This is a genomic window from Blautia sp. LMAG:89, assembly GCF_008679485.1.
In the GTDB taxonomy this organism is placed as follows: domain Bacteria; phylum Bacillota; class Clostridia; order Lachnospirales; family Lachnospiraceae; genus Blautia_A; species Blautia_A fusiformis.
This window is the reverse complement of sequence record NZ_NANC01000003.1, coordinates 630,312-654,781: the sequence shown is the minus strand read 5'-3', so window position 1 is coordinate 654,781 and position 24,470 is coordinate 630,312. Positions and strand designations below refer to the sequence as shown.

The 24,470-nt window shown below is 46.7% G+C and carries 19 protein-coding genes; 2 read left to right on the top strand and 17 right to left on the bottom strand.

Annotation, left to right across the window (positions count from 1 at the left end; genetic code table 11):
• Positions 1–11: 11 nt before the first annotated feature.
• Entirely contained in the window at positions 12–395 is a 384-nt protein-coding gene (locus CCC70_RS03320; protein WP_118753054.1) for a DUF3783 domain-containing protein, read from the top strand.
• A 146-nt stretch (positions 396–541) separates the two neighbouring features.
• On the opposite strand, the gene CCC70_RS03315 is transcribed toward CCC70_RS03320, so the two are convergent.
• The 15 genes from CCC70_RS03315 to CCC70_RS03245 form a co-directional block, all read right to left on the bottom strand.
• Positions 542–1,960: an arabinose isomerase gene (locus CCC70_RS03315; RefSeq protein WP_287084253.1), complete on the bottom strand. Its 1,419-nt coding sequence runs from the start codon at positions 1,958–1,960 to the stop codon at positions 542–544.
• Positions 1,961–1,984: 24 nt separating this feature from the next.
• Positions 1,985–3,388, bottom strand: coding sequence for a rhamnulokinase (rhaB, locus tag CCC70_RS03310; protein WP_015527297.1), 1,404 nt, complete (start codon positions 3,386–3,388; stop codon positions 1,985–1,987).
• A 269-nt stretch (positions 3,389–3,657) separates the two neighbouring features.
• A complete protein-coding gene (locus CCC70_RS03305) occupies positions 3,658–4,827 on the bottom strand; it encodes a substrate-binding domain-containing protein (protein ID WP_021652145.1) in 1,170 nt (389 codons plus the stop codon).
• A gap of 147 nt (positions 4,828–4,974) precedes the next feature.
• Complete coding sequence (locus CCC70_RS03300) at positions 4,975–5,952, bottom strand: ABC transporter permease (RefSeq protein WP_021652144.1); 978 nt, start codon at positions 5,950–5,952, stop codon at positions 4,975–4,977.
• 11 nt (positions 5,953–5,963) lie between these two features.
• On the bottom strand, positions 5,964–7,475 hold the full coding sequence (locus CCC70_RS03295; protein ID WP_287084252.1) for a sugar ABC transporter ATP-binding protein: 1,512 nt from the start codon (positions 7,473–7,475) through the stop codon (positions 5,964–5,966).
• A gap of 21 nt (positions 7,476–7,496) precedes the next feature.
• Entirely contained in the window at positions 7,497–8,471 is a 975-nt protein-coding gene (locus CCC70_RS03290) for an ABC transporter permease (protein WP_278655019.1), read from the bottom strand.
• 157 nt (positions 8,472–8,628) lie between these two features.
• Positions 8,629–9,636, bottom strand: coding sequence for a substrate-binding domain-containing protein (locus CCC70_RS03285; protein WP_270652488.1), 1,008 nt, complete (start codon positions 9,634–9,636; stop codon positions 8,629–8,631).
• Positions 9,633–11,420: a cache domain-containing sensor histidine kinase gene (locus tag CCC70_RS03280; RefSeq protein ID WP_015527303.1), complete on the bottom strand. Its 1,788-nt coding sequence runs from the start codon at positions 11,418–11,420 to the stop codon at positions 9,633–9,635. Before CCC70_RS03280 ends, CCC70_RS03285 begins: the two co-directional genes overlap by 4 nt.
• Positions 11,417–13,033 carry a response regulator gene (locus CCC70_RS03275; protein WP_287084249.1) on the bottom strand — a complete coding sequence of 539 codons (1,617 nt, stop codon included), beginning with the start codon at positions 13,031–13,033 and terminating at the stop codon, positions 11,417–11,419. Before CCC70_RS03275 ends, CCC70_RS03280 begins: the two co-directional genes overlap by 4 nt.
• Before the next feature lie 248 nt (positions 13,034–13,281).
• Entirely contained in the window at positions 13,282–14,283 is a 1,002-nt protein-coding gene (locus tag CCC70_RS03270; RefSeq protein ID WP_287084247.1) for an aldo/keto reductase, read from the bottom strand.
• A 46-nt stretch (positions 14,284–14,329) separates the two neighbouring features.
• Positions 14,330–15,259, bottom strand: a complete 930-nt coding sequence (pfkB, locus tag CCC70_RS03265) for a 1-phosphofructokinase (protein ID WP_118753047.1) — start codon at positions 15,257–15,259, stop codon at positions 14,330–14,332.
• 1 nt (position 15,260) lies between these two features.
• A complete protein-coding gene (locus tag CCC70_RS03260) occupies positions 15,261–16,313 on the bottom strand; it encodes a galactitol-1-phosphate 5-dehydrogenase (protein WP_118512858.1) in 1,053 nt (350 codons plus the stop codon).
• A 2-nt stretch (positions 16,314–16,315) separates the two neighbouring features.
• Positions 16,316–17,833, bottom strand: coding sequence for a xylulokinase (xylB, locus tag CCC70_RS03255; protein ID WP_092068595.1), 1,518 nt, complete (start codon positions 17,831–17,833; stop codon positions 16,316–16,318).
• The gene (locus CCC70_RS03250; protein ID WP_147602915.1) at positions 17,833–18,858 is read right to left on the bottom strand and encodes a LacI family DNA-binding transcriptional regulator; all 1,026 of its coding nucleotides are present in this window, start codon (positions 18,856–18,858) and stop codon (positions 17,833–17,835) included. The genes xylB and CCC70_RS03250 overlap by 1 nt, the downstream gene beginning before the upstream one ends.
• Positions 18,859–18,892: 34 nt before the next feature.
• On the bottom strand, positions 18,893–19,744 hold the full coding sequence (locus tag CCC70_RS03245) for a class II fructose-bisphosphate aldolase (RefSeq protein ID WP_015527310.1): 852 nt from the start codon (positions 19,742–19,744) through the stop codon (positions 18,893–18,895).
• Between the two features lie 342 nt (positions 19,745–20,086).
• Between CCC70_RS03245 and CCC70_RS03240 the strand changes: the two genes are divergently transcribed.
• Entirely contained in the window at positions 20,087–20,533 is a 447-nt protein-coding gene (locus tag CCC70_RS03240) for an RbsD/FucU family protein (protein WP_015527311.1), read from the top strand.
• 117 nt (positions 20,534–20,650) lie between these two features.
• Here the strand turns inward: CCC70_RS03240 and CCC70_RS03235 are convergent, their stop codons facing one another.
• The gene (locus CCC70_RS03235; protein WP_287084246.1) at positions 20,651–23,599 is read right to left on the bottom strand and encodes a C1 family peptidase; all 2,949 of its coding nucleotides are present in this window, start codon (positions 23,597–23,599) and stop codon (positions 20,651–20,653) included.
• A gap of 39 nt (positions 23,600–23,638) precedes the next feature.
• Positions 23,639–24,451, bottom strand: coding sequence for a hypothetical protein (locus tag CCC70_RS03230; protein WP_270388803.1), 813 nt, complete (start codon positions 24,449–24,451; stop codon positions 23,639–23,641).
• Positions 24,452–24,470: the final 19 nt, after the last annotated feature.

Here is a 24,470-nt window from a genome sequence, read left to right as displayed (position 1 = left end):
TATGACACTATATGAATACACAGCCAGAAGCTCTTTTATATAATTTTAACGACCCGGAACGGCTTCGCCAGATCCGCCGCTATCTGAACCGTCAGAAGGTTAAGACACGGATCGTCACTGCGCCGGAATTTCTTCATCCGCTGGGATATCTTTTTGAGATTCCTGGATTTCATCCCTCCTCACAGTTTAATCTGGGAAGCAATTTCAGCGATGAGATGATCGTGCTGAAGGATTTTTCCAGTGCACAGATGGATGGTTTTCTTGCTTTTTTCCGTGAAAACCAGATCCCGCCTGTTGCACTGAAGGCCATGCTCACACCGGTAACTCAGCACTGGTCTTCCATCCAGCTGCACGATGAGCTTTCCAGGGAGCACACACTTATGCATAAAAAATAAATAAAAATCCAAAGCTTTGATCTGCCGAATCTGCCTGCTGCATTTCCGGCAGATCTTTTTTATCTTATTTTCCCACTGAAAAAGGAGACCGCTCCGCGCAGTCTCCTTTTTTGAATATGTTTTAGGTTGAATACATAAGAAAGAATTTATCTTGTCACGATATCTACCGGTACGTTAAAGATTTTTGCAACCTTCAGGATCGTATCGATGTGTCTTCCTGTAGCAGCTGCCATATGATGTGTCGGGCCAGCCTCGCTCCAGCGGTTAACGAACTCTCTTGCTCCGCATGTGAAGCGTGTTCTCATGTTTGTATCACCGAAGGAAAGGATCGGTCCCTCCTCGTTTACGCCCTCAGCTACAACGAATTTGAAGTTTCCGTCTTTATCCTGAGTGATCGCAAGGTAGGTCACCGGACCTGTGTACGGATAGAACTGTGTCAGATATCCGCCGCCTGTTTTGCCATGGAATACTTTTACGATCTTCATGGTTGGCTTCTTGTCAGAGATGTCCGCGTCACCGCTTCCGGAATGTCCGATGATGCAGATGTCATCGTTGAAGTCGATGGAGTACATCTCAGAAAGCTGACCTGTACCGGAAATTGTCTTTAAGATACTCATTGCCATGGCAACCTTCATGTCACCCTCTACCGCACATGCAGTACCCTGTTTGATCAGCATGGAGAATGCCGGGATCAGCATACTGTCAAGGACACCGGCTTTACCCTGTGCAAATCCGTCGTAATGGGAAGCGATCATTCCAAGATGCTCGTCTTTTACCCATTTCTCAAAAGCAACAACGTATTTGGCCATATCCCATACTTTCTCGATGGTGCCGCCGCCCTCAATATCGAATGTATCAAGGATATCCTGTGCCTTTGCACGGATTGCTTCCTCGTCTGTGATATCATCAGCGATCGCCCACATCTTCTCCCAGTCGAACTGTTTTGTGTAGAGGAACATTCTGTTATAGAGGTTTGTCTCATCAATATACAGATCCATCATACCCGGATATGGTCTTCCGATCTGTGCAATGTTAGTCTCACGGAATCTTCTTCTTACCTGAGCAGCCTTGCACCAGTCTTCGATCTCAGCCTGAACTGACGGATCTCCGCCTTCTACAACGCCTGTGATAACCGCATGTCTCTTGCCTGCTCTCTCAAGGTCAGCAACTGCCTCGCCTACAGCACCGCATGCATAGCCTTCACCCAGCCAGGAGGCAATGTCAGTGTGCTCATAATCCAGCGCTTTGATCTTCTGAACGTTCACAAGAACAACCGGAACATCCAGATCACGGATTGCCGGAAGTATGTTGTAGGATGTTGCGTATGTCAGCATCTGAAGAAATACAAGGTCAACATCTGCTGCACGGAACTTATCTCCTGCCACCATTGCCTGCTCTTTTGTTGTCACCATTCCGCCGTCAACGATCTCTACTGTATCCGGGATCGTTTTCTTGAATGCGTCGTACTGTGCCTCAAATTCCGGCACCAGTGACGGAAACTGCGGAAGATATGCGCCTAAAGCAATTGAAAATACACCAACTTTTGCCTTTGTGTTAACTAACATAATAAAACCTCCAGTTATTTTTATTTATGCTTTGTATACTTTGATACCGAAGGACTCATGGATGGTTGTACGAGCCTCCTCGATCGTTTTAAACTCCTCGGCCTTCAGCATCTGTGCTGTGATATTACCGATTGCAGTAGCCTCACCAGGGCCTGCATGGATTTCTTTCTTTGTAGCTTTTGCAGTCAGCTCATTTAAGTATCCTGCATTGGAACCACCGCCTACGATATGGATACGGCTGTAGGTTCTTCCTGTCATCTCCTCGATTTCTTTTGCGATCTTAGCGTAGCAATCTGCAAGGCTTGTATAGATAACGGTTGCAATCTCGCCAAGAGTTTCCGGAACCTGCTGTCCTGTTCTGCGGCAGTAGTCCTGAACCTCTTTTGTCATGTTCTCAGGAGAAAGGAAGCACTCATCGTTTGCGTTTACTCTTGACGGGAAGTCTTTTGCCTCCTCAGCCATCTCGCAGATCTGTGCAAAGCTGTACGCATCATCAAACTCATGACGTACAGACTGGATCATCCAGAGACCCATGATGTTCTTCAGATAACGGAAACGTCCTGCATATCCACCCTCGTTTGTGAAGTTCATCTCACAGCTCTTCTCAGAGCAGTCTGCTTCTTTTCTCTCGATTCCCATCAGAGACCATGTTCCGGAACTGATATAAATGAAATCGTCATCATTTGCAGGCACAGCCAGAACTGCAGACCCTGTATCATGTGTAGCCGGTGCTACAACCTCAAGATCAAAGCCAACTGCTTCCTTCACTGCGTCTGTTAAATGTCCGATGCTTGTGCTAGGCATGATCAGCTTCTGGAATATCTTTCTTGGATATCCCAGCATATCGATCAGCTCATAATCCCAGTCCTTGGTTGTCGGGCATACAAGCTGTCCTGTGGTTGCCTCTGTGTACTCGCAAGTTTTTTCGCCTGTAAGAAGAAAATGGAAGTAGTCCGGTACATGAAGAAGTGTCTCAGCCTGCTCCAGATACTCAGGATGTTTCTTCTTCACTGCCATCAGCTGATATACTGTATTGTAGATTGCTTTCTGGATACCGGTTCTTGCATACAGATCCTTCAGGGAAATTGTCTTATAAACTTCCTCGTCCATTCCCTCTGTACGATGATCACGGTAGCCTACCGTGTTGCCAAGAACCTTGTCATCCTTGTCAAGAAGTACGAAGTCAACACCCCAGGTATCAACACCCATGCTTACCGGGATCTTGCCGATCTCTTTACATTTCTTAAGACCATTTACGATCTCGTTGAAAAGGCGGTCAAACTCCCAGCAGAGCTCTCCATCCTTCTTAACCATGCCGTTCTCAAAACGATAGATTTCTTCCAGGATCATTTTTCCGTTTTCCATATGTCCCAGAATGTGACGTCCACTGGATGCTCCGATATCTACTGCTAAATAATATGTTGCCATTTTTAAATCCTCCTCAATATGTAAGCTTCTGATCACTTTCATATCTGATGTTGTATTTATCATACATCAGGATCCTTCCGGTGATAAGAACCTCTTTTGTCAAAAAAAGTGTCTTTATTTGCCAATAATACAGCGATTATTTATGAACTACTACATTATTTGTTTAAAAAATCCGCTGACTGAATCAGCCAGCGGATTTCTTATTTCATACGTCCGAACGCAATCCGCGTTCATTATAACTTCACGATCTTATCAATTATATGATTTGATTAGTCATAAAGGTTAGGAGCGATATCCTCGTCTTCCATATTTGTTGCATCATACCAGTAACCGTCTGTAGGAACATCCTCAAGCTCCTGGCCGTTTGCTGCTGCTGTCAGAGCGTAGATTGCATAGTATCCCATCATAAGAGGAGACTGTGTAACAGCACCAATGAATGTGCCATCTTTAACAGCTGCTTTGATGATAGAACCAGCATCGAAACCAACACCAACTACATCACCGTTTGCCGGGTCAGAACCAAGAACGTTAAGGTTAGCATTTGCTGCAAGAACACCCTCTGCAGAAACCTGGTTGGAACCGAATACTGCGATACAGTTCTCCTGGGAAAGGATTGCCTGAGCCTCTGTGGAGCAAAGCTCTACAGTTGTCTGTGCCGGAACAGCTACCTGGATAACAACGTCTGCGTCTTTAGCATCAGCATCAGCACCCTCTGCTGCGTTAACATAGAACTCGTTACCGCTTACTGCTACAGTCTTGCCATCAGCCTGAAGAAGCTCGATCATCTTGTTGATGAATCCAGTACCACGCTGCTGAATGTTCTGAGCTGTTGCATCCTGGTTAACCTCACCGATGATAACCTGTCCGTCAGCATCTTTAACAACGTCTTTAATGGAGTTGTACATATTCTCAGCTGCTACTGCACCAGCCTGTGCGTTGTCTGTACAAACCTCGCATACTACAGATCCTTCCGGAGCATCAGCGATACCTGTATCGAAAGTTACAACCGGGATACCTTTTTCTGCACATGTCTTAAGAGCATCCTGAACAGAAGATGTATCGCAAGCTGCAAGTCCTAATCCAACAGGATTGGAGCCGATAGCTGTGTTGATCATGTTAACCTGGTCAGCGATATCGGACTCACTGTTCGGTCCCTGTGCTTTATAAGTAACGCCCAGCTCCTCAGATGCTTTCTTCATACCTTCCTGAGCTGCATCCCAGTATGTAGACTGGAAAGATTTAACCATCATCGGGAACTCATAAGCTTCGTTTGCTTTCAGTCCGTCGAACTGTGCGGTAGGATCCTCAGCTGCTGTGGAATCTGCGGATTCCTCTGTTGCTGCATCTTCTTTCTCCTCAGCTGCAAAAGCTGCTGTTGCGCTCATGCTTGTTACCATTGCTGCACAGAGCATTAATGCCATAACCTTTTTTGCTTTCATATAATATTTCCTCCTTAAAATATATTATATAGTTTTTTATGTTCATACGCCGTTGCTACCCCTTGGCGTTTCACATCTTTGATTATCGGGTGCTGTTCACATTTCTCTGTAAACAGCACCCTTACTTATTATACACACTTCTTAATATCAGTGTGCTGCTTTTTTCTCTTTCAGGATATCGATCAGAACGGCTACGATCAGAACGATACCAGTGATGATCTGCTGCCAGTTTGCCTGCAGGCCGATATATGGAAGACCTGTTTTCAGAAGCATGATGACGAAGATACCAACGAATGTACCGATCACGGAACCATATCCACCGGTAGCTGCTACACCACCAACGAATACACCACCGATAGCATCCATCTCAAGTCCGGCACCAGTACCAGGCTGTACAGTAGGTGTTACTGCTGCGTATGCGATTGCTGCAAGACCTGTAAACAGACCGCAGACAACGTATACCATTACGTGATAGAACTTTGTATTGATTCCAGAAAGGGCTGCTGCCTCTTTGTTGGAACCGATTGCAATTGTGTAACGACCGAATTTGGTGTGGTTCAGGATGTACTCCATAAGAAGAACCAGAATGATCATCCACAGGAAACCGAGCGGATAACGTGAAGCACTTCTTCCTGTACCAACTGTTACCTTGAAGATGGTATGGAACCATCCGCCCGGCTGTGTAAGTCCCGGCCATGGTGTTGCGCTGCAAAGAGAGCCGGCACCACGGGTAATCATACAGGTACAAAGTGTTGCCAAAAATGGCGGCAGGTTCATAACACCGATCAGTACACCGTTCAGTGCACCGACTGCGATACCAAGAACAATACAGATCAGCATTGCCAGAGCTACCGGGCAATTGTTGTTTCTGATCAGTGTTCCGGCGATCAGTGCGTATGCTACCATACCAGTTCCGATTGACAGGTCAACACCACCAGTGATAAGCGGGAATGTAACTCCGATCGCCATAAGAAGATCGTAATATGAGAAATCCAGCATACTCAGGATCGTGGTGTACTGTCTGAATTCTTTACTCAAGCCTGAGAATATTGCACACAGGACAATGATAACGAGCAAAACAATAAATCTCTGATCACTTAAAATACTTTTTTTCTTCTTAGTCATGACTTTCCTCCTTAATTGATATTCCGTGTGGCCTTGTCCATGATGTTTTCCTGGGTTGCCTCGGAGATATCAATACATCCGGTAACTTTACCCTCACACATGATGATGATACGGTCACTCATTCGGAGAACTTCTGTCATCTCAGAAGAAATCATGATAATGGATTTGCCTTCTGCTGCCAGTCTGTTCATTAATTTGTAGATTTCGTTTTTAGCACCAACATCGATACCTCTTGTCGGCTCATCGAAAATAAGGATGTCACTGTCTCGTGTCAGCCATTTTGCGATAACTACCTTCTGCTGGTTACCACCGGAAAGGTTAACTACCAGCTGGTCTGTAGTAGGTGTCTTAGTTGCAAGTTCGTTTACATATTTCTCAGCAACTTTTTTCTCTTTTGCTTTGTTGATAAAGATACCATTGGTAAACTCTTCCATTGTTGCCAGTGTTGTATTCTCTGTTACAGATTTCTGTACAACACAGCCGTATCTTCTTCTGTCCTCTGACAGATAACCGATACCGTATTTAACAGCATCCTGCGGGCTGTTGATGGTAACTTCGTGAAGCTGTCCATCTTTACCCATAACAGAGATCTTACCACTCTGTTTCGGGTCTGCTCCGAACAGTGCTCTGGCTGTCTCGGTACGTCCGGCGCCCATCAGTCCTGAGAAACCAAGGATCTCACCTTTTCTCAGCTCAAAGCTTACATCCTGAACCATCTTTCCTGCGTTCAGATGCTCAACTTTCAGGACTACCGGTGCATCTGCCGGAACTGCACTCTCCTGCTTCGGATCCTCATAGATAACACGACCAACCATCATGTTGATGATATCTTCTTTTGTACTGTCTTTTGTGATGAGGGTTCCTACGTAACCACCATCTCGCATGACTGTTACACGGTCTGTGATGGTTTTGATCTCATCCATACGGTGTGAGATATACACAATACCAAGATTCTTCTTACGAAGGTCACGGATGATCTCGAACAGGTCCGCGATCTCTTTCTCTGTCAGTGCTGCGGAAGGCTCATCAAAAATGATGACCTCAGCCTTATGAGAAATCGCTTTTGCAATCTCACACATCTGCTGTTTTCCTACTGTCAGATTACGCATTTTTTCTCTTGGATTGATATCGATGTTCAGATCCTGGAAAAGTTTCTTGGAATCCTCGATCATTTTCTTATCATCGATACGGAAGCCTTTTTTCGGCTCACGTCCGATAAAGATGTTCTGAGCAACGGTAAGATCACCTACCATGTTCAGCTCCTGATGTACGATTACAACGCCGGCATCCTGTGCCTCACGTGTATTGTGGAATTCTGTTTCCTGTCCTTTGTAAACGATGGAACCTGAATCCTTCTGATAAATACCGGTAAGAACCTTCATCAGTGTTGATTTACCGGCACCGTTTTCTCCCATAAGTGCATGTACTTCGCCGCGTTTTACTTCGAAATTAACGTGATCCAGAGCATGAACTCCAGGAAAGGACTTATCAATGTCCTTCATAGTTAAAATAACTTCACCCATTGTCGCATCCTCCCTCTAAGATCAGTTCTTTCTGCGTCTTGCAGAAACGTCGATATAAACTGCAACGATAACGATGATACCTGTGATGATCATCTGCTGTCCTTTACCAAGGCCAAATGCCATGATGCCCTGCTGAAGAAGAGAGATGATAAATACGCCGATTACAGTACCGCCGATGGAAGCAAGTCCACCAACCATGGATGTACCACCCATAACGCAGCCTGCAATAGCCTCGTTGTTGTACTGATCGCCATAACCAGGCTGAACAGTTGTGTATGTAGCTACAAAGAAGAGTGCTCCAATACCTACCAGGAATCCGCAGATCACATAAGCAAGCATTTCCCATTTCTTTGTGTTAACACCAGAAAGACGGACAGCCTCTTTGTTGGAACCAAGGCAGAGGATGTAACGTCCCGGCTTTGTGTTGTAAAGAACGATACCGCAGATAACTGCCATTCCCAGGAAGATAATAATTCCTACAGGGAAGCCGTTTGCGGAAACGATATTACGGAACCAGCCGTTTGCCTCACTGGCTGCCGGCCAGCTTACGGACTGTGTTTTTGTGAATACCGAAGCAATACCTTTTGCAATGTTCATGGATGCCATGGAAATAATGAATGGCGGTACTGACATGTAAGAAACCATCCAGCCATTAAAAATACCAAAGCAGAGGCCGATCAGAATGCAAAGGATCATGGCAACTGCACATGGAACCTTGTAGGATGTCATGCAGTAACCGGATACCAGTGCACAGCAGAACATTACAGGTCCGATGGAGAAATCAATTCCTCCTGTAGCGATTACGAATGTAACGCCAAGTGACAAAAAGCCCAGGAAGTACACATAGTTCAAAGTAGACTTGATACTGTCAACAGCCGGAAACTTGTTTCCAAGAACTACTTTAAAAACCAGGAACATAAGAATCAGAACACAGACAAGAAGTATTCTGTTCAATCCGAGCTTCTTAACGATTGGATTTTGTTTTAACTTTTCCAATTTTTACCCTCCTCACGTTTTGCACGTATCTTGTGTTTTCTTGGTTATTATAATACCGTCAAAAATCAATAATTGTAATAGAATATCTTTCAAAAAAAGGTTAAATATTTACTGTACTGTAAATATTTAACCCTTTTCTTTGTGCATTTATGACTATTTACGGTGTAAGATCACCATATGTTTTTAACGTATTAAACGGGAAAAGCAGTTTTTCGATCTCACTGGTATACATATTGTCAGGAGTTACCAGCTGGCACCCGGAATTAATATTCTTTTTATAGTTTTCTCCACGCAGCATCTTAACTGTTTCCCGAACACCCACATACCCCATTTTAAATGCCTTCTGTACAACGATTCCCTGGAAGATTCCGTGTTCCATCAGCTGAACGGCCTCCTGTGAGCTGTCTACTCCCACCACCCTAATCCGGTTCTCTGCTTTTGCTGCCTTTACTGCTCTTGCAGCACCTACAGAGGAATATTCATTCATCCCCGCGATCATCTTGAGATCCGGATATTTTTTCATCAGCTCTTTTGTAAGCTCATAGGACTTGTCATACTGAGAATCACAGTATACCACATCCACGATATTATCCTTCCGACTGCCAAGTCCTGTCCGGAAACCTTTTTCTCTTTCAACTGCCGTAGATACACCCTTTACATGTGAAACGATCGCGATCTGATCATCCGCTCCCACAAGATCCTTCGCAAACCTGCCAAGGATCTGCCCTGCTTCCAGATTATCGGTCGCAACGGTAAGGTCCTGAACCTCTTCCTGTGTGTAGGAATCAATAAATGAAATATGTATTCCCTGTTCCTTTGCCTTCTTCAAAAGCTGGTCAGATTCAGTGAAGCTGGACGGCGAGATCAGGATCGCATCCGGTTTTTCTTCTATTGCCCTTTCGATCAGCTTGTTCTGACCATCCACATCATTTTCTTCCTCAGGTGCCCATACGCGGATATCTGCATTATATTCCTTTGCAGCCATCTCCGTCCCCTGGATCAGTGATGTCCAGAAATCGTTGGTACCGTCCACAACCTTCGGAATATAGATCAACGATAGTTTTCTCTCTTCTTCTACCTGTTTATAATAGAATATTCCGGCTACAAGCCCCGCCACAAGGCAGATGACCACTCCTAAAGTCAGGAGTTTTCTATGTTTTTTCATATTGATTCCTCCTGTATTCCCGGAATGGTAATCGTGGCAGTGGTTCCGACACCTTTTTCACTTTCATAGGTGATCCCGTAATTTTCTCCATAATAAAGCTTCAGACGTTTTTGTACATTGTAAACACCCACACCATTGGAATGATAATTCACCTTATGCTTATCATAAATATGTGACAATGTTTCCTCATCCATACCTACACCATTGTCGATCACCTGAAGAACTGCATTTCCGTCCTTCATAAAGCCTTTTACCTGCAAAAGTCCCTTACTCTCTTTATATTTCAGTCCATGATAGATGGCATTTTCAATGATCGGCTGGAGAACCAGCTTGATCAGAGGGATATTTAATATAGAAGGTTCTACATCAATCTCGAATTCCAGCTTGTCCTTGTAACGCATCTTCTGGATCGTAAGATAACCCTTGGCATACTCCACTTCCCTTGCAAGAGGAACCACTTCATCTTCATTACTGATGCTCTGACGAAGAAGACGCGCCAGGGATGCTGTCATCAGAACAACCTCTTCGTACTTTCTGCCCTCTGCCATCCAGATGATCGAATCCAGGGTATTGTAGAGAAAATGAGGATTGATCTGGGACTGAAGGGCCTTAAGCTCACTTTTTCTCTTTGCTTCCTGTTCCTTCACGTTCTGCTCCATAAGATCCTGTATCCTATGTGTCATCACATTGAAAGATTTCGTCAGGCTTCCGATCTCATTCTCTGAATCGATCTCCACATCTGCTCCGTCAAAATGCCCTTCCTGTACTCTGGACATGGAATCTCTGAGACGCTGAAGAGGATATGTAAGACTCTTTGCCAGAAATCTGGAAAAAAGCAGTGCCACGATCATCAGAAGTGCGGAAATAAGCACATAAATACTCTGTGCCTGATTGCTTTTGCGCAGAAGCTCGCTGACGCTCATACAGCCCACAACTGTCCATCCGGTTTTATTTGATCTGGAAATGGAATACAGCTTTCCTCTGTTTCCCTTTTCGGTACGCACCGTATCTTCTTTTGATTTCACGATCAGGTCGATATTCTCAGTCTGTAATTCATTGTAAAGCTGCTGCTGTTGGGGATGGTATACAATATTTCCGCTTTCATCCAAAATGAATGCGTATCCCTTTTTCCCGATCGTATTCTGATCACAAAGTTCACTGATGGCACTATAATTCAGATCAATAAAAAAGACTCCCTCTTTCTCACCACTGTTGGAAAAATTACGGATTCCCCTGCTTAAAGTGATCACCCACGGACGCTCTCCGCTGATGATGTGCTGTACATGAGAAGATGTAAGAAGCGGGCCTTCCGGCTTCTGTAAAGCTTCCAGATACCATTCCTGGGTGGAAAGCTTCAGATCCGGATTCACAGACTGCTTGCCGTCGTTGATCAGCTTCCGTCCATTACTTCCAATGATTCCAAGATTTCGGATATCACTTCGTCCATCCAGAATAGTCTTGAACTGATTGATCAGACGCTCTCTTGTTCCATTGTCCACATTTTCACCAAAAAGATATTGCTGTACATCCTCGTTACTGGAGATCATATAGGCTATATTTTCCATGTAATCAATATAGGAATCAATATTCTGATTCATCTGCTGCACGATATTCTGGGTGTAGACAGCAGAATTTTCAAAAATAGAATTGCGGGTATATCTCATGGAAACACCTGTTATGACCAGCACCGCACTTAAAAGCAGCACCGTCACTACCGCAAAGATCGCACTCTGGATACTCTTAAATTTTCCTATGATCTTTGCCGCAAACCGGATATCTCTCATTTACGTTTCTCCCTTGCATATTCTGTTGGTGTGCAGCCGGTCATTTTTTTGAAGGAGATCCCAAAATAATGGGGATCTGCAAATCCGACTTTCTCGGCAATTTCATAATTCTTCATAGTTGTATTCTCCAGAAGTTCCTTCGCCTTCTCCATGCGGGTACGGATCAGAACTTCTGTAAAAGTCTCTCCCGTAAGATCCTTAAAGATCGTACTGAAATAGCTTGTACTAATATTCAGATAGGAACAGATACTGTTCAGGCTTAAATCCGGATCCATATAATTCTTCTGGATATAATCCAGGGCAAGTCTGGCCTGACGCTGTCCGCTGGAGCTGTTTGCATCGGAAAGTGTCTGGAAAATCTCTCCGATATGATTCCTGACCAGTTCAACAGCACTGTCAAAAGAATTCTGCTCCGTAACCTGCTGCAGAAGTGCTTCTCTTTTGGAAAAAAGCCTGTTGTCCGGAACCATATCCTCACAGGTTTCATCTGCTGCACGGATGATCTGCTGAAGATACACGCAGGCACGACTCTTATCCACCCGCGCTTCCTTGATCTCAGAAGAGATCTGTTCCAGAATATGCTCTGCGTTTTCCTTTTTATCCGCTTTCAGAGCAGCTACCAGCTTCTCTACATAATCTTTAATGGAAAGATTTTTTTCCTCCGGCTGTTCTTCCATATCAATAAGAAGGCTTCCGCCAAGAAGATAACGATATTCAATAGCTTTCTCAGCAAGTTCATGGGATACACGAAGCTCCTGCTGAGTTCTGGCCCAGCTTCCCACACCGATAGAAATATCCAGCGACATCAGTTCCTTCAGCTTATCCTGAATCGTCCTGCAGATCTCCATGATCTTCTGTTCAAACTCTCTGGTACGGTTTCCCATGAAAAGAGCACCGACCTTGTTATTTCCGGCCTGATATGCCACTCCTGCTTTTTCCTTGCTGATGATCTCATCACTGATATTAAAAAGAACAAAAGACATCAGTGCGCTCTCCTGGCGTTTCTCCGCAGTAAGCTGACTGCTGTCCGAATACAGATCCAGATCAAAAACAGCCACACGATAGCATGCTGCCTCAAGATCGATTCCTAATGCTGCAAGCTCTTCCAGACTTTCCTGCCGTGTCTTGATATTATCCACAAAGCCCTGCAGCGCTCTGGAACGGATCACAATGGCGTTTTTCTGATAATTCTCGGAAGTCTGTGTCAGACGTTCCAGCTTCTCTTTTTCTTTTCTTTGCTGGTCCACCTTCTCCTTCATTTTTCCGATAACATTTCTGAGTTCCATGGCGGTCACCGGCTTCAGCATATATTCACTGACACCATACTGGATCGCCTTCTTGGCATACTCGAATTCTCCGAATCCGCTGAAGATCACGATCACGATGTCCGGATAATTATCATGGAGAAAACGGCTCAGTTCCATACCATCCATATATGGCATAAGGATATCTGTAAGCACGATATCCACCGGATGGTTCTGTACAAATTCCGCTGCTGCTTTCCCGTTATCACAGTCTCCTACCAGCTCACAGTCCATTGCTTTCCAGTCAATATTCTCCCGGATCGCATCTCGAACAAGTATCTCATCATCTACCAGTAAAATACGATACATAATTTCTGTTGTCCCCCTCTGATCAGTTTCTGTTGTTTTTATTGCACATCCCCCTGACAGATCCTTCCCCCCGTCTCTGTCATTTTCATTGGTAAGATTACTGTCCTTTCTGTGAACAATAACTGTTAATTCTTTTTATATGTTAACATGTTTGGTTAAAATTTACAACGGAGTTTCTTAGTCCAAATTAAATACAAAGAAATCCCGCATCCAACATATGGGACACGGGATTTTCCTGCATATTTTTATTATTTTACGATAACGCCATCCTCATCCCAGAGGTCATGCCAGTCATTTGCACCATGCCACAGGAATACCTGGCCTTTTACAAGACGGTTGCCTTTTTCCAGAGTTGCGATGGTTGCCATTTCTTTCTCTGTAAGGGGATCCTCTGTGACACATTTCAGGTTGCTTGCATAGTTGTGCACAGAGAACGGAATGGAGATCTCGCCTCTCTGATGTGCCCACTTCAGAGCGATCAGAGCCGGATGAACCCCATGTGCCTTTGCGATTGCCTGCATCTCCGGAACCTCCAGATCCGCAACATCCTCCGGGCAGATATCTCTCTCCGGTCTGCGTGGAGAACCGATCGGCATATAGCCTACCGGCTGGATGTTATGCTCTACCAGATAATCATAAAGCTCCTGCTGCTGGAAGCATACATGAAGCTCAAGCTCACAGGTTGCAGGTTTGATCTTCATAAGCGGAAGAACTGCCTCAAGCTTCGGAATGGTCATATTGGAAATACCGATATAACGGATCTTTCCTTTTTCTACCAACGCCTCACACTGGCGGTATGTATCCATAAACTCCTCCACACTGAAGGGTTTGGAATCCGGATTTCTGGAATCCACATCACATCCTGGTGCATGATAGTTCGGGAATGGCCAGTGGATGAAATACATATCCACATAATCGCACTGAAGATCCTTAATGCTCTTATCACAGGCTTCCTCTACTCTTCTGTGCATGTCATTCCATACCTTTGTCATGATAAAAAGATCCTTACGCTCTACAACACCTTCGTCAAAAGCTTCCTTAAATACCTGGCCGATCTCATGCTCGTTTCCGTAGCATGCGGCACAGTCAAACATACGGTAGCCACTGCGGATCGCGCCTGCAACAGCTGCAGATACATCCTCTGCGGATACACGGTCGGAACCGAATGTTCCCATTCCAACACACGGAACCTGCTCGCCGGAAGGAAGTGTCACTTTCGGCACAATTGCCGGATTGATAACTTCTGCCATCTTTACATCTCCTTTTTTATAAAAATTTTCTTATTATAAGCTTATCTTATAAACGCCTGATCTCGATCTTCGGAAGAAGAGCCTCCATATCCTCCATCACAAAGAAGCCCGTTTCCTCGCGCATGGCTGCCGCCGCTGAGATCGCACTGGCTCTTTGCAGAGTCTCTTCCAAGGAAAGTCCCTCACTTAATCCAAGGGCAAAGCCTGCGATCATGGAATCTCCGCAGCCTACGGTATTTACCGCATCGATCTTCGGAACCACCGCACGGAAAATCCCTTCCTCTCCGACTGCCAGGGAACCATCTGCTCCAAGCGAGACCGCCACGATCTCCACACCACCGGCATGGATGGCTTTCGCTGCTTCAATGATATCGTTGATATCGTCACAATGCTTGCCTGTCAGCATACGGATCTCATCAATGTTAGGCTTGATCAGTGTCGGTGCTGCCTTGATCCCCTCTTCCAGAAGCTTGCCGCTGGTATCCAGGATCACCGGTTTTCCAGCGTCTTTCACAATCTTCACGAGGCGCTGGTAGGCACTCCCGTCAAGTCCCTTCGGCACGCTGCCGGACATTGCCACAACAGAAGCGTCTTTTACAAGCTGGCGGAATTTTTTCTCAAAGCCATCAAAATCTGCCTCTGTCAGTGTAAATCCCGGCTCCAGGAATTCGGTCTGTACATGATTCACCTCATCCCAGATGTTGATACAGGAGCGGCTCTCCGCCTCTACATGGTAAAAAGCACTCTTAATGCCAAAAGGCTTCAGGGCAGCTTCTATATAATTGCCTGCGTGGCCGCCTACAAAGCCGGTGGCAACCACTTCAGCACCGTAAATGGACGCCGGCTTGGAAACATTCAGTCCCTTTCCGCCGGGAACATAGGTACATTCACGCACCCGGTTCACTTCGCCCACCTTAAAATCATCCACTACATAACGCTTGTCAATGGCAGCGTTTAAGGTTACTGTCAGGATCATATCAGTCTTCCTCATTGGAAAGAAGGATCTTTCCTTTTACAAGGCCCGGTGTCTTGAACAGCTGGAAGGCCTCCTGTGCCTGACTCATCGGGATTTTCTTATAAATGAAGCCCGGGTCAAACTTCAGCTGACCGGTTGCAAAATAATGAGCAGTCAGATCCCACTCACGTCCCGGATATGGTGCACTGTAGGACATCCAGGAACCGGTAAGCTTGAACTCCTTACGGTTCATGTTCTCCCACTGCTTCGGTGTGAAAGTAAGGTTCTCATGAGGAGTACCGATGAAGCATACATGTGCTTTGTTTGCTGCAAGCTCGAATGCCATGTGCATGGTCGGAACCTGTCCGGCTGTCTCGAATACGAAGCCGTATCCCTTGCCGCCTGTGATAGCCATGGCTTTTTCCATATATCCATCTTCCTTTGTGTTGATGATCTCATCTGCGCCGAGACGCTTTGCAAGCGCAAGTCTCTCATCGCTGATATCAAAGACCACTACCTTCTTGGAGCCGAAGATCTTTGTCCACTGCATGGTGAACATACCAACCGTACCGCCGCCAAGGATCGCCACATACTCACCGCCGTGGTAATCATTCTGGAATACACCGTGGATAGCTACGGTTGCAGGTTCAAACATGGCTCCCTGCTCATATGGAACATTGTCTGCGAATGGTACTGCATTCTGCTCAGGAACCACTACATAATCTGCGTTTGCTCCCTGTTCTCTGGAACCGATGAAGCTGTAATGCTTGCAGAGAGAGAAATTACCCTTCTGGCAGTCGTCACATTTCATACAGGGAAGAAGTGGCGCACCGGATACACGGTCACCGACCTTCACCTTGGTAACGCCTTCTCCCACTTCCACCACATCGCCGGAAAATTCATGTCCGAGCACGATGGGATAAAAATGTACGCCGTGATTTAATACACGTGGGATATCAGACCCGCAAATCCCGGAATATCTTACCTTGATCTTCACATGGCCTGGTGTTACCTGAGGTTCTTCCACTTCCTGATACTGAACATCCTCATTTGCTACTACTACTGCTGCTTTCATGATCACTTTTCCTCCTCATTTCTCATCATAGGTTCAAGAGATTTATAGAGATTTAAATAGGTTTTATAGGTTTTCTCATAAACGTCCCGGTTTTCCGGGTTCGGTTCATGTCTTCTTGTTTCCTTTACCGTAAGACGGATGGCCTCATCATAATCCTGATACATTCCAACACCAACACCTGCCAGAATCGCTGCACCAAGTGTTGTTGCCGTATCAGAGGACGGCACTACGATGGGTTTTCCTGTGATATCGGATTTGATCTGTGTCCAGAGAAGAGAATTTGCAGAGCCTCCCATTGCACGGAGAACTTCCACATCTGCTCCCGCTTCCTTTGCCACCTCAAGGTTGTGTTTCAGAGAAAGTGCTACGCCTTCCATACAGGCACGTACCATATGTCCCTTGGTCTTGGCAAAATCCAGTCCGTAGAATACGCCCTTCGCATTGGGATTCCAGATCGGGGAACGCTCACCGGACATATATGGAAGAAATACCACTCCGTCACTGCCTGGTGCGACCCTTTCTGCGATCTCATTGAGCTGATTCAGAGAAGAGCCTTTTTCCCCTGCTACAGAGCGCTCATAATCTGCAAACTCACGTTCAAACCAGCGCATGACACCACCACCTCCGGTGGTTCCTCCCTGAAGGAGCCACTGTCCCGGAACCACGTGATAGCCAAGGATCAGTCTGGGATCTGCCTTGTACTCATCCATGCAGATGCTCATTCCGCCGGCCTGTCCTCCCTGCTCCTGTGTCTCACCCGGATGGATCACTCCAGCCCCCAGTGTTCCGCATGCCGCATCCAGACCACCGGCAACAACCGGTGTTCCCACAGCAAGGCCGGATTCCTCCGCCGCCTTCTCTGTAACTGTTCCCACAACATGATCACAGGCACAGATCTCAGGAAGAAATTCCATGGGAATCCCAAGCTTTCTGCACATATCCTCATCCCAGGCTGCTTTTCTCATGTCAAAGCAATGCAGGCCATAGCCCTGGGAAACATCCTGGCTCATCACACCCGTCAGCTTATATGCAATGTAGCTGTTAGACTGCAGGATCTTGTGGATCCTTTGGTATACCTCCGGGAGATTTTCTTTATACCAGAGGATCTTTGCAGTTGTGTAGGACGGCTGAAGGGAATTACCGGATACTTCAAAAATCTGCTCTGCCCCGATCTCTTCATTCAATCTGTCACAGATAGACTGTGCTCTGGTATCCATCCAGATCGGAGTGTTTGTCAGTACATTTCCGTCCTTATCCATGGCAATGGCTGACCAGCTCTGGCCGTCAATACCGATGCCTGCGATCTCCTCAGGTGCTATCCCCGCTTTTTGGATGGCCTTCTTTACCGCCTGACAAACAGCACTCCACCATTCTTCCGGATTCTGTTCTGCCCAGCCCTCCTTCGGATAGTAAACTGGATAATCGCCGTTGGCCGCAGCCACAACCGTTCCCGATTTTTCAAAAACCGCAACCTTACAGGCACTGGTTCCGATATCAATACCTAATAAATATGGTTTCATTATAGCTTCTCCTTCTCGTCCAGCACACAGACGGATTTTCCCATGATGATCTCTGCGCCAAGCTTCTCCGTGATCGGTTCTGTTTCTTCACTTGCAGCCCCTTCCAGCCGTTTCAGCATGATTCCCGCCACTTCTCCGGCAATCCCCTGTGTAGGCTGTGCCACAATGGTAAGCTTGGGATTGCATGCTCTGGCAAACTGCAGATTGTCAAAACCGATCATAGACAGCTGTTCCGGGATCTTAAGACCCAGCTCATTCATCCCGATCACCGCCCCCATGGTCATCTCATAGTTGGTAACAAACACAGCCGTCATATCCGGATTGTCCGCAACAAGCTTCTCTATTCCCTGCACACCGCCCTGAATGGTATAATCGCCGTGATAGATCAGAGATTCCCGTACCGGTATATTTTCTTTTTCGTATGCATTGCGGTACCCCTGGAGACGTTCCTGAGCTGTGGAAATTTCCTCCGGTCCGCCAATGATCCCGATCTTACGGTGTCCTGCCTGAAAAAAAACTCTCATTGCGTCCTCAGCCGCCTTCTCGTTGTCTACAAGAACACTGTCACAGGAAAGCTCCCTGATCCTGCGGTCAATGAGTACGATGGGCTTTCCGGTTTTCTGGAATTTTTTCAGATGATTGCCTTCCGCATCCACCGGCATGCTGATGATCCCGTCCACACGCTTCCGGCTTAAAAACTCCACTGCATCCCGCTCCAGTCTCTTATCGGTACGGCAGTCACAGACAATAGTCGCATATCCGTGACTCCTTAAGACATCCTCCATTCCTGTGATGATCTCCGCGCAAAAGGTATTGTTAAGCTCCGGGATCACCACGCCGATGGTCTTGGTAGCATTAGTCTTAAGCCCTCTGGCCACCTCATTGACCTCATAATGCAGCTCCTGAATGGCCTCCTCGATCTTTATTCTGTTTTTTTCTCTTACGTTTCCGCCGTTAAAATAAGAAGAAATCGTTGCGAGCCCAAGTCCGGTCCGCCTGGCAATATCTTTCATGGTTGCTGCCATACAGATCACTCCGTTTCTGCTTTTTTACAGAAGATCATTCTGCCTTTCCATCACAGCCGCAAACCTTCATACGCGCCTCAACCAGCTCCTTCACTGCCTGGATCGCTTTCTTTCCGTAGGCTTTCGGGTCGATGGTGTTCTCATTCTCTGCAAAGGTCTCCTTCACTGCCCTGGAATATGCAGCACGAAGCTCTGTTGCAAAGTTAACCTTGCAGATACCACGTTTTACACAGTCGCTGACATCCTCATCACTGAGTCCGGATGCCCCGTGAAGAACAAGGGGGATATCTACGACTTCGCGGATCTCGCTTAAGCGTTCCTTGTCAAGAACCGGTGTTCCCACATAGAAACCATGTGCGGTTCCGATGGCAACTGCCAGTGAAGTAACACCTGTACGCTCCACGAATTCCTTCGCCTCCTGCGGGTCGGTGTTAGTGTCTGCCTCAGCCTCAAGATCATCCTCTTTACCACCGACCTTACCGAGCTCAGCCTCACATGGGATATCCAGGGCTGCTGCCACATCCGCAACTCTCCTGGTCTCTCTGATATTATCCTCAAAATCCAGCTTGGAACCATCGATCATCACAGAGGTATAGCCTGCATGCATTGCCTGCATCGCAAGCTCAAAGCTGCTGCCGTGGTCAAGATGAAGGCATACCGGAACGGAAGCCTTGGCTGCCTCTGCTGCTACGATCGCAGCGTAAGTCTCAACCGTACCATATTTAACAGTAGAAGGTGTTGTCTGGATCATAACCGGTGCTTTCAGCTCCTCAGCTGCCTGGATGATCGCCTTCACCATCTCCATATTCTCTGCGTTGAATGCTCCTACTGCATATCCGCCCTTCTGTGCCTTTAACAGCATTTCCTTCGATGTAACCAGTGGCATAATCTTCTCCTCCTTGGAATCATTGTGTTTGTTTTGTATTATTTCCTCATTTGGTTCAGAAACCGAAACGTTTCCGTTTGAGTTCATCATAGCGCTCCATACGTTTTCTGTCAACCATAAAATTTTCATCATTTACAGGAAAATATTCCCTTGAAAAGGAGACCAAATACCGTTAGATTAATTAATAAGAGTTCTAAAGCCTGTGGCCGGGCAGGTCTGTCTGATACTACCGGCGTCATAACAGTTTCGGAAATCCATGTATCCTGTTCTGATCACCTGAGCCTGATGCTGTAATTTCCGAAAATACTATAAGTACACAATGATCTTAGGAGGATATGAACTATGTTAAAAGGAATTCCAGAAATCTTATCACCAGAATTACTGAAGGTTTTATGTGAGATGGGACACAGTGACCGTCTTGTTATCGCTGACGGAAACTTCCCTGTAGAATCCATGGGAAAAAATGCCATCACCATCCGTTGTGACGGACATGGCGTTCCGGAGATCCTGGATGCCATCCTGAAGCTCTTCCCGCTGGATACCTATGTAGAGCATCCGGTAAACCTGATGGAAGTAATGCCTGGCGATAATGTGGAGACACCGATCTGGGATACATATAAAGAAATCGTTTCCAAGCATGACGAGCGTGGCGAAAAAGCCGTTGGAAACATCGAGCGTTTCGCATTCTATGACGAAGCAAAAACTGCATACTGCATCATCTCCACAAGTGAGAAAGCACTTTATGCCAACATCATGCTTCAGAAAGGCGTTGTGATCAACAACGACTGATCTTTCTTTTGAACTGCCTGATATAATCATATATAATACACATATTCAACCAAAACATAAAACGCCCGGATCTGGAATGTTTCAAGCCAGATCCGGGCGTTTTATATTTTAACACTTTTATCTCTTTGCTGCTTTTGCGGCGTATCCTCCGCAGAGTACTTTTCCACCGGAGGTTTTTATCCCTGCACGCACCGCATAGTAATACGTTGTTCCCTTCTTTGCGGTCTTATCCTCAAAGGAGGAACGGCTGCCTCCGGAAACTGTACGGATCTTTTTCCATGAACCCTTTCCGGTCTTACGGTAGATCTGATAGCAATCTGCTTTCTTCTGCGCTTTCCAGCAGATCTTCAGCCCCCTGGAGGTCTTCCTGACACTGGATATCTTCTGAAGTTCCGGATAGGACAGGATATAGCTGCTTGCCTGATATCCTCCTAAAACTTTTTTCCCATCTACATTCTTATATGGCCTCACAGCATAAGCGTAGGAGGTGATTCCCTTAATCTTCGTGTCCTGCCAGGACAATACTTTGTTGTTAACGGTTCCGATCCGAACCCAGCTTTTCCCCTGGAGTTTCCGGTAGATATGATAGCCACTTGCTCCGGAAACCTTCTTCCAGGATACCCTGTTACATGGTCCGCTGACAGCTTCAGCCACTGCACGGGCCTTCCCCAGCTCCGCTTTTGCTGATAACGGCGAAGATACGGCTCCATAAACAGTCTTCTTTCCGGAACGTACATAAGAAGCCCGGATCCGATACGTATAAGTGCTTCCTGTTTTCACTGCAGTATCCTGCCAGGTCACTACATCTGCTGTCACGGTTGCCATTTTTTTTGAATTTCCGCTTTCATCCCAGCGATAGATAGCATAACGATTGCAGCCGGGAACTGCTTTCCAGGAGATCCGTATCCTGTTAAATGCCTTGGAAACCAGTTTTACACCTGTGGTCTGACGAAGCTTCACCGTAACCTTACAGGTAGCTCGGATTCCCCTGGCATTTTTTCCGTAGCAGGTTATGGTTGCTGTTCCCGGATTTTTTGCAGTAACAACGCCGCTTCCATTTACAGCAGCCACACTGGTATCTGAGCTTTCCCAGACAATGCCGGAAGCATCCATCTCGGATCTGGTAGCCGAAGCATTCAGTGTTTTCTGATCTCCGGAATACAGACTTATCTCAGAGGAAGAAAGCTGCATCCTGGCCGCACTGCTCAGAGTCCTAGTATGCGCCTTGATCCTCGGCGTTACCGATGGATTAAATTCAACTGCATCCATCCAGGTATCCTCCGCGTTATATCGCAGAAAGCTCTGACCGGATACGATAGACGGAGAAAAGCTGCACCAGCCATAACTGACCTCTGCCTCCACACAGTATTTTATATATGTGCTTCCTGCATTTGTCACCACAATAGAATACAGACTGTTCTGGCTGAGCAGAACCTCCGGGATCTGAAAGGTCATAACCCCAGCCATCGGCTGACTGCAGGAAACCGGTGTGGAATATGCCGGTGTTCCACTGGTAGGATCACTGGCATCCTTCAGATTTGTATATACCTGCACAGTATAGGAATTATTGGCAGACATGGAGCTGAGAGTCACCTCGCCAAGCGATTCCGCTTTTCCGTTTCCTGCACTGGCACGAAAAACCGTGGACAGCTGTTCCCCTGCATACATGCGGATAGAACCAAGGCCCGACGTTCCGTCATAAAAATAATTGTTGCTATATTTCGGTGTATTGACAGCCGTAGCCGCAACCAGCTCACTGACAGACTTATCCTCATAAGACATATAAAAATATCCGGATTTTCCCCAGCCTGTACCCCAGCTGTTCTTGACGATCCAGGCTCCGTCTCCCTTTACCTTGGAAGATGCCCGGAAATTCTTCGCAGAATAATTGTCATCCCAACCCACCACTGTAACTACATGATTCACGTTCTTGGTGCTGGTAGGATAGGAATAGGCCGCTGTACTTGCATTGTAATAGGCATTCTGTGCATTATACATCACAGTGACCGAATTATTTGCAACCAGAAGCTTCTTCATGGCATTTACGGAATAATCGGAAAAATAGGCATTTTTCAGATAAGCAGCTGCATTGTACGCCTTGGATGCCGCCGGAGTCACACCGGTTTTCTGTGTATGCGTGGAATCTGTTGCCAGCGGCACATCCCCTTCTGTTGTCATTCCGGACCAGGTACTCAGAAACATGGAAGCCAGAAGATCATTTCCGCCCTCATGATAATCTGCGTTTCCTTTATCATCTGTCCCCATATGCTTATTGACATCCCCGTAGGTATTTCCAAGCGGGTCATTCTTTCTGTTTGCAAAAAAATACGCCAGATGCTCTTCCGACAGATCATAAGTTCCAAGGCCCTGGGTCAGAAACGAAGTTTCCAGAAGAGAGGCCATTCCAAATGCCCAGCACATACCGTAGGGCTCCTGATTCTTTACGGAAGTAACATATCCCTGATCCGCTGCATTATAATAGGACGGATAGGCCGCAGCTCTTCCCATCGGTACCTCATCCACATCATTTCCGATCTCCACGGCGGTGGAATAAGCGGTCAGATTATCAAAGGGTGCCAGCTGTTCCTGCTCCTCTTCCTCCGTAAGCGGACGGCCCTTGATATATTCGATGCCGGACTCATCACTGTCTGAGGCATCCCCAAAGCTCTCCTCACCGTCGCCAAAGGTATCCTCCTGGGAATCAGAAGACAATCCTTCTGATGTTTCGGGAGTCTCTGTATCCTCCTCGGAACTCTGCAAGGCTATATCCTCGGTATCCCCGTCGGCTGCCTCTGCAATATCCTCTGTCTGTTCATCCGGGATACCGGTGTTCTCTGTGGTATTCCCTGTGATATTCTCTGCGGTGTTCCCTTCTGCGGTCTCCGTCGTATCCTCTGCTTCCGCTGACTGCGTCTGTGTATCTTCTGACCATTCTTCATTGAAGCCTTCCGCAGAATCACTGAAACCTTCCACATCGGCTGCCATAACCGGAACCTGGCTGCCCGCAACTGCCACACACAGAAGAAGCGGCAGTAATTTCTTCCTGACAAGCTGTAATCTCTTCACAAAATTCTCCACTTTTCTTATATTGATCTGGTTTATCTGTTAACGTTTCTTCAAATGATAACCCAGAATTCCGATTACTGCAAGTACTGTTGCGATCCCGATCCAGATAAACGGACTTTTATACCAGGAATTTTCTTCTTTAAAGGATGTCGCAGCTGTGCCATTGACCGGCTTGGTGACAGCTTCATCCGCAGATTCCCCACCTTCTGTTGTTCCATCCGCTGCAGGCGGTCCCTGGACCTCGCCGCTCTGAGCCTGAGAACTACCTGTGCTGGCCGTCCCTGCAGGTGGCCCCTGAACCTCACCTCTCTGAGCCTGAGATTCATCTGTGCTGGCCATCCCTGCAGACGTTCCCTGTCCTTCGCCATTCTGAGCCTGAGAGCTGCCTGTATTGTCCGTCCCTGCAGACGTTCCCTGTCCTTCGCCGGCTGCGGAATCCTGCGTATCGGATGCGTCTCCCTGATTCACTGCAGAAGTCTCTTTCTCCGTGCCCCCTGCGATTCCGGCCTTCGCCAGCTCCGCATCCTTTGAGGGCCGCAACTCCTCCAGCGGCACATAACCGTATCTGCCATTATACTTTGTATATCCCCAGGTCTCACCATTCTTCTCTGTCTCCCCTTCGATATGCAGGACAGTACCATCCCTTACCGTCTTATCATTGAGCTTTTCACCTTTTCCGTCGGTGGACGGATAGATATCCACACCAACTCCACCGGAATCCACAGTCATATAATAATCTGTGGTATCCGCCGGAGCCTCCACCTTTACCACAACCGACTTGTCCGCATACACCGGAACACTCATACTCAGCACCAGCATTCCTGCCAGAAACACACCTTTGCACCTTCTCATTGCTCTTTCCTCCCTCAAA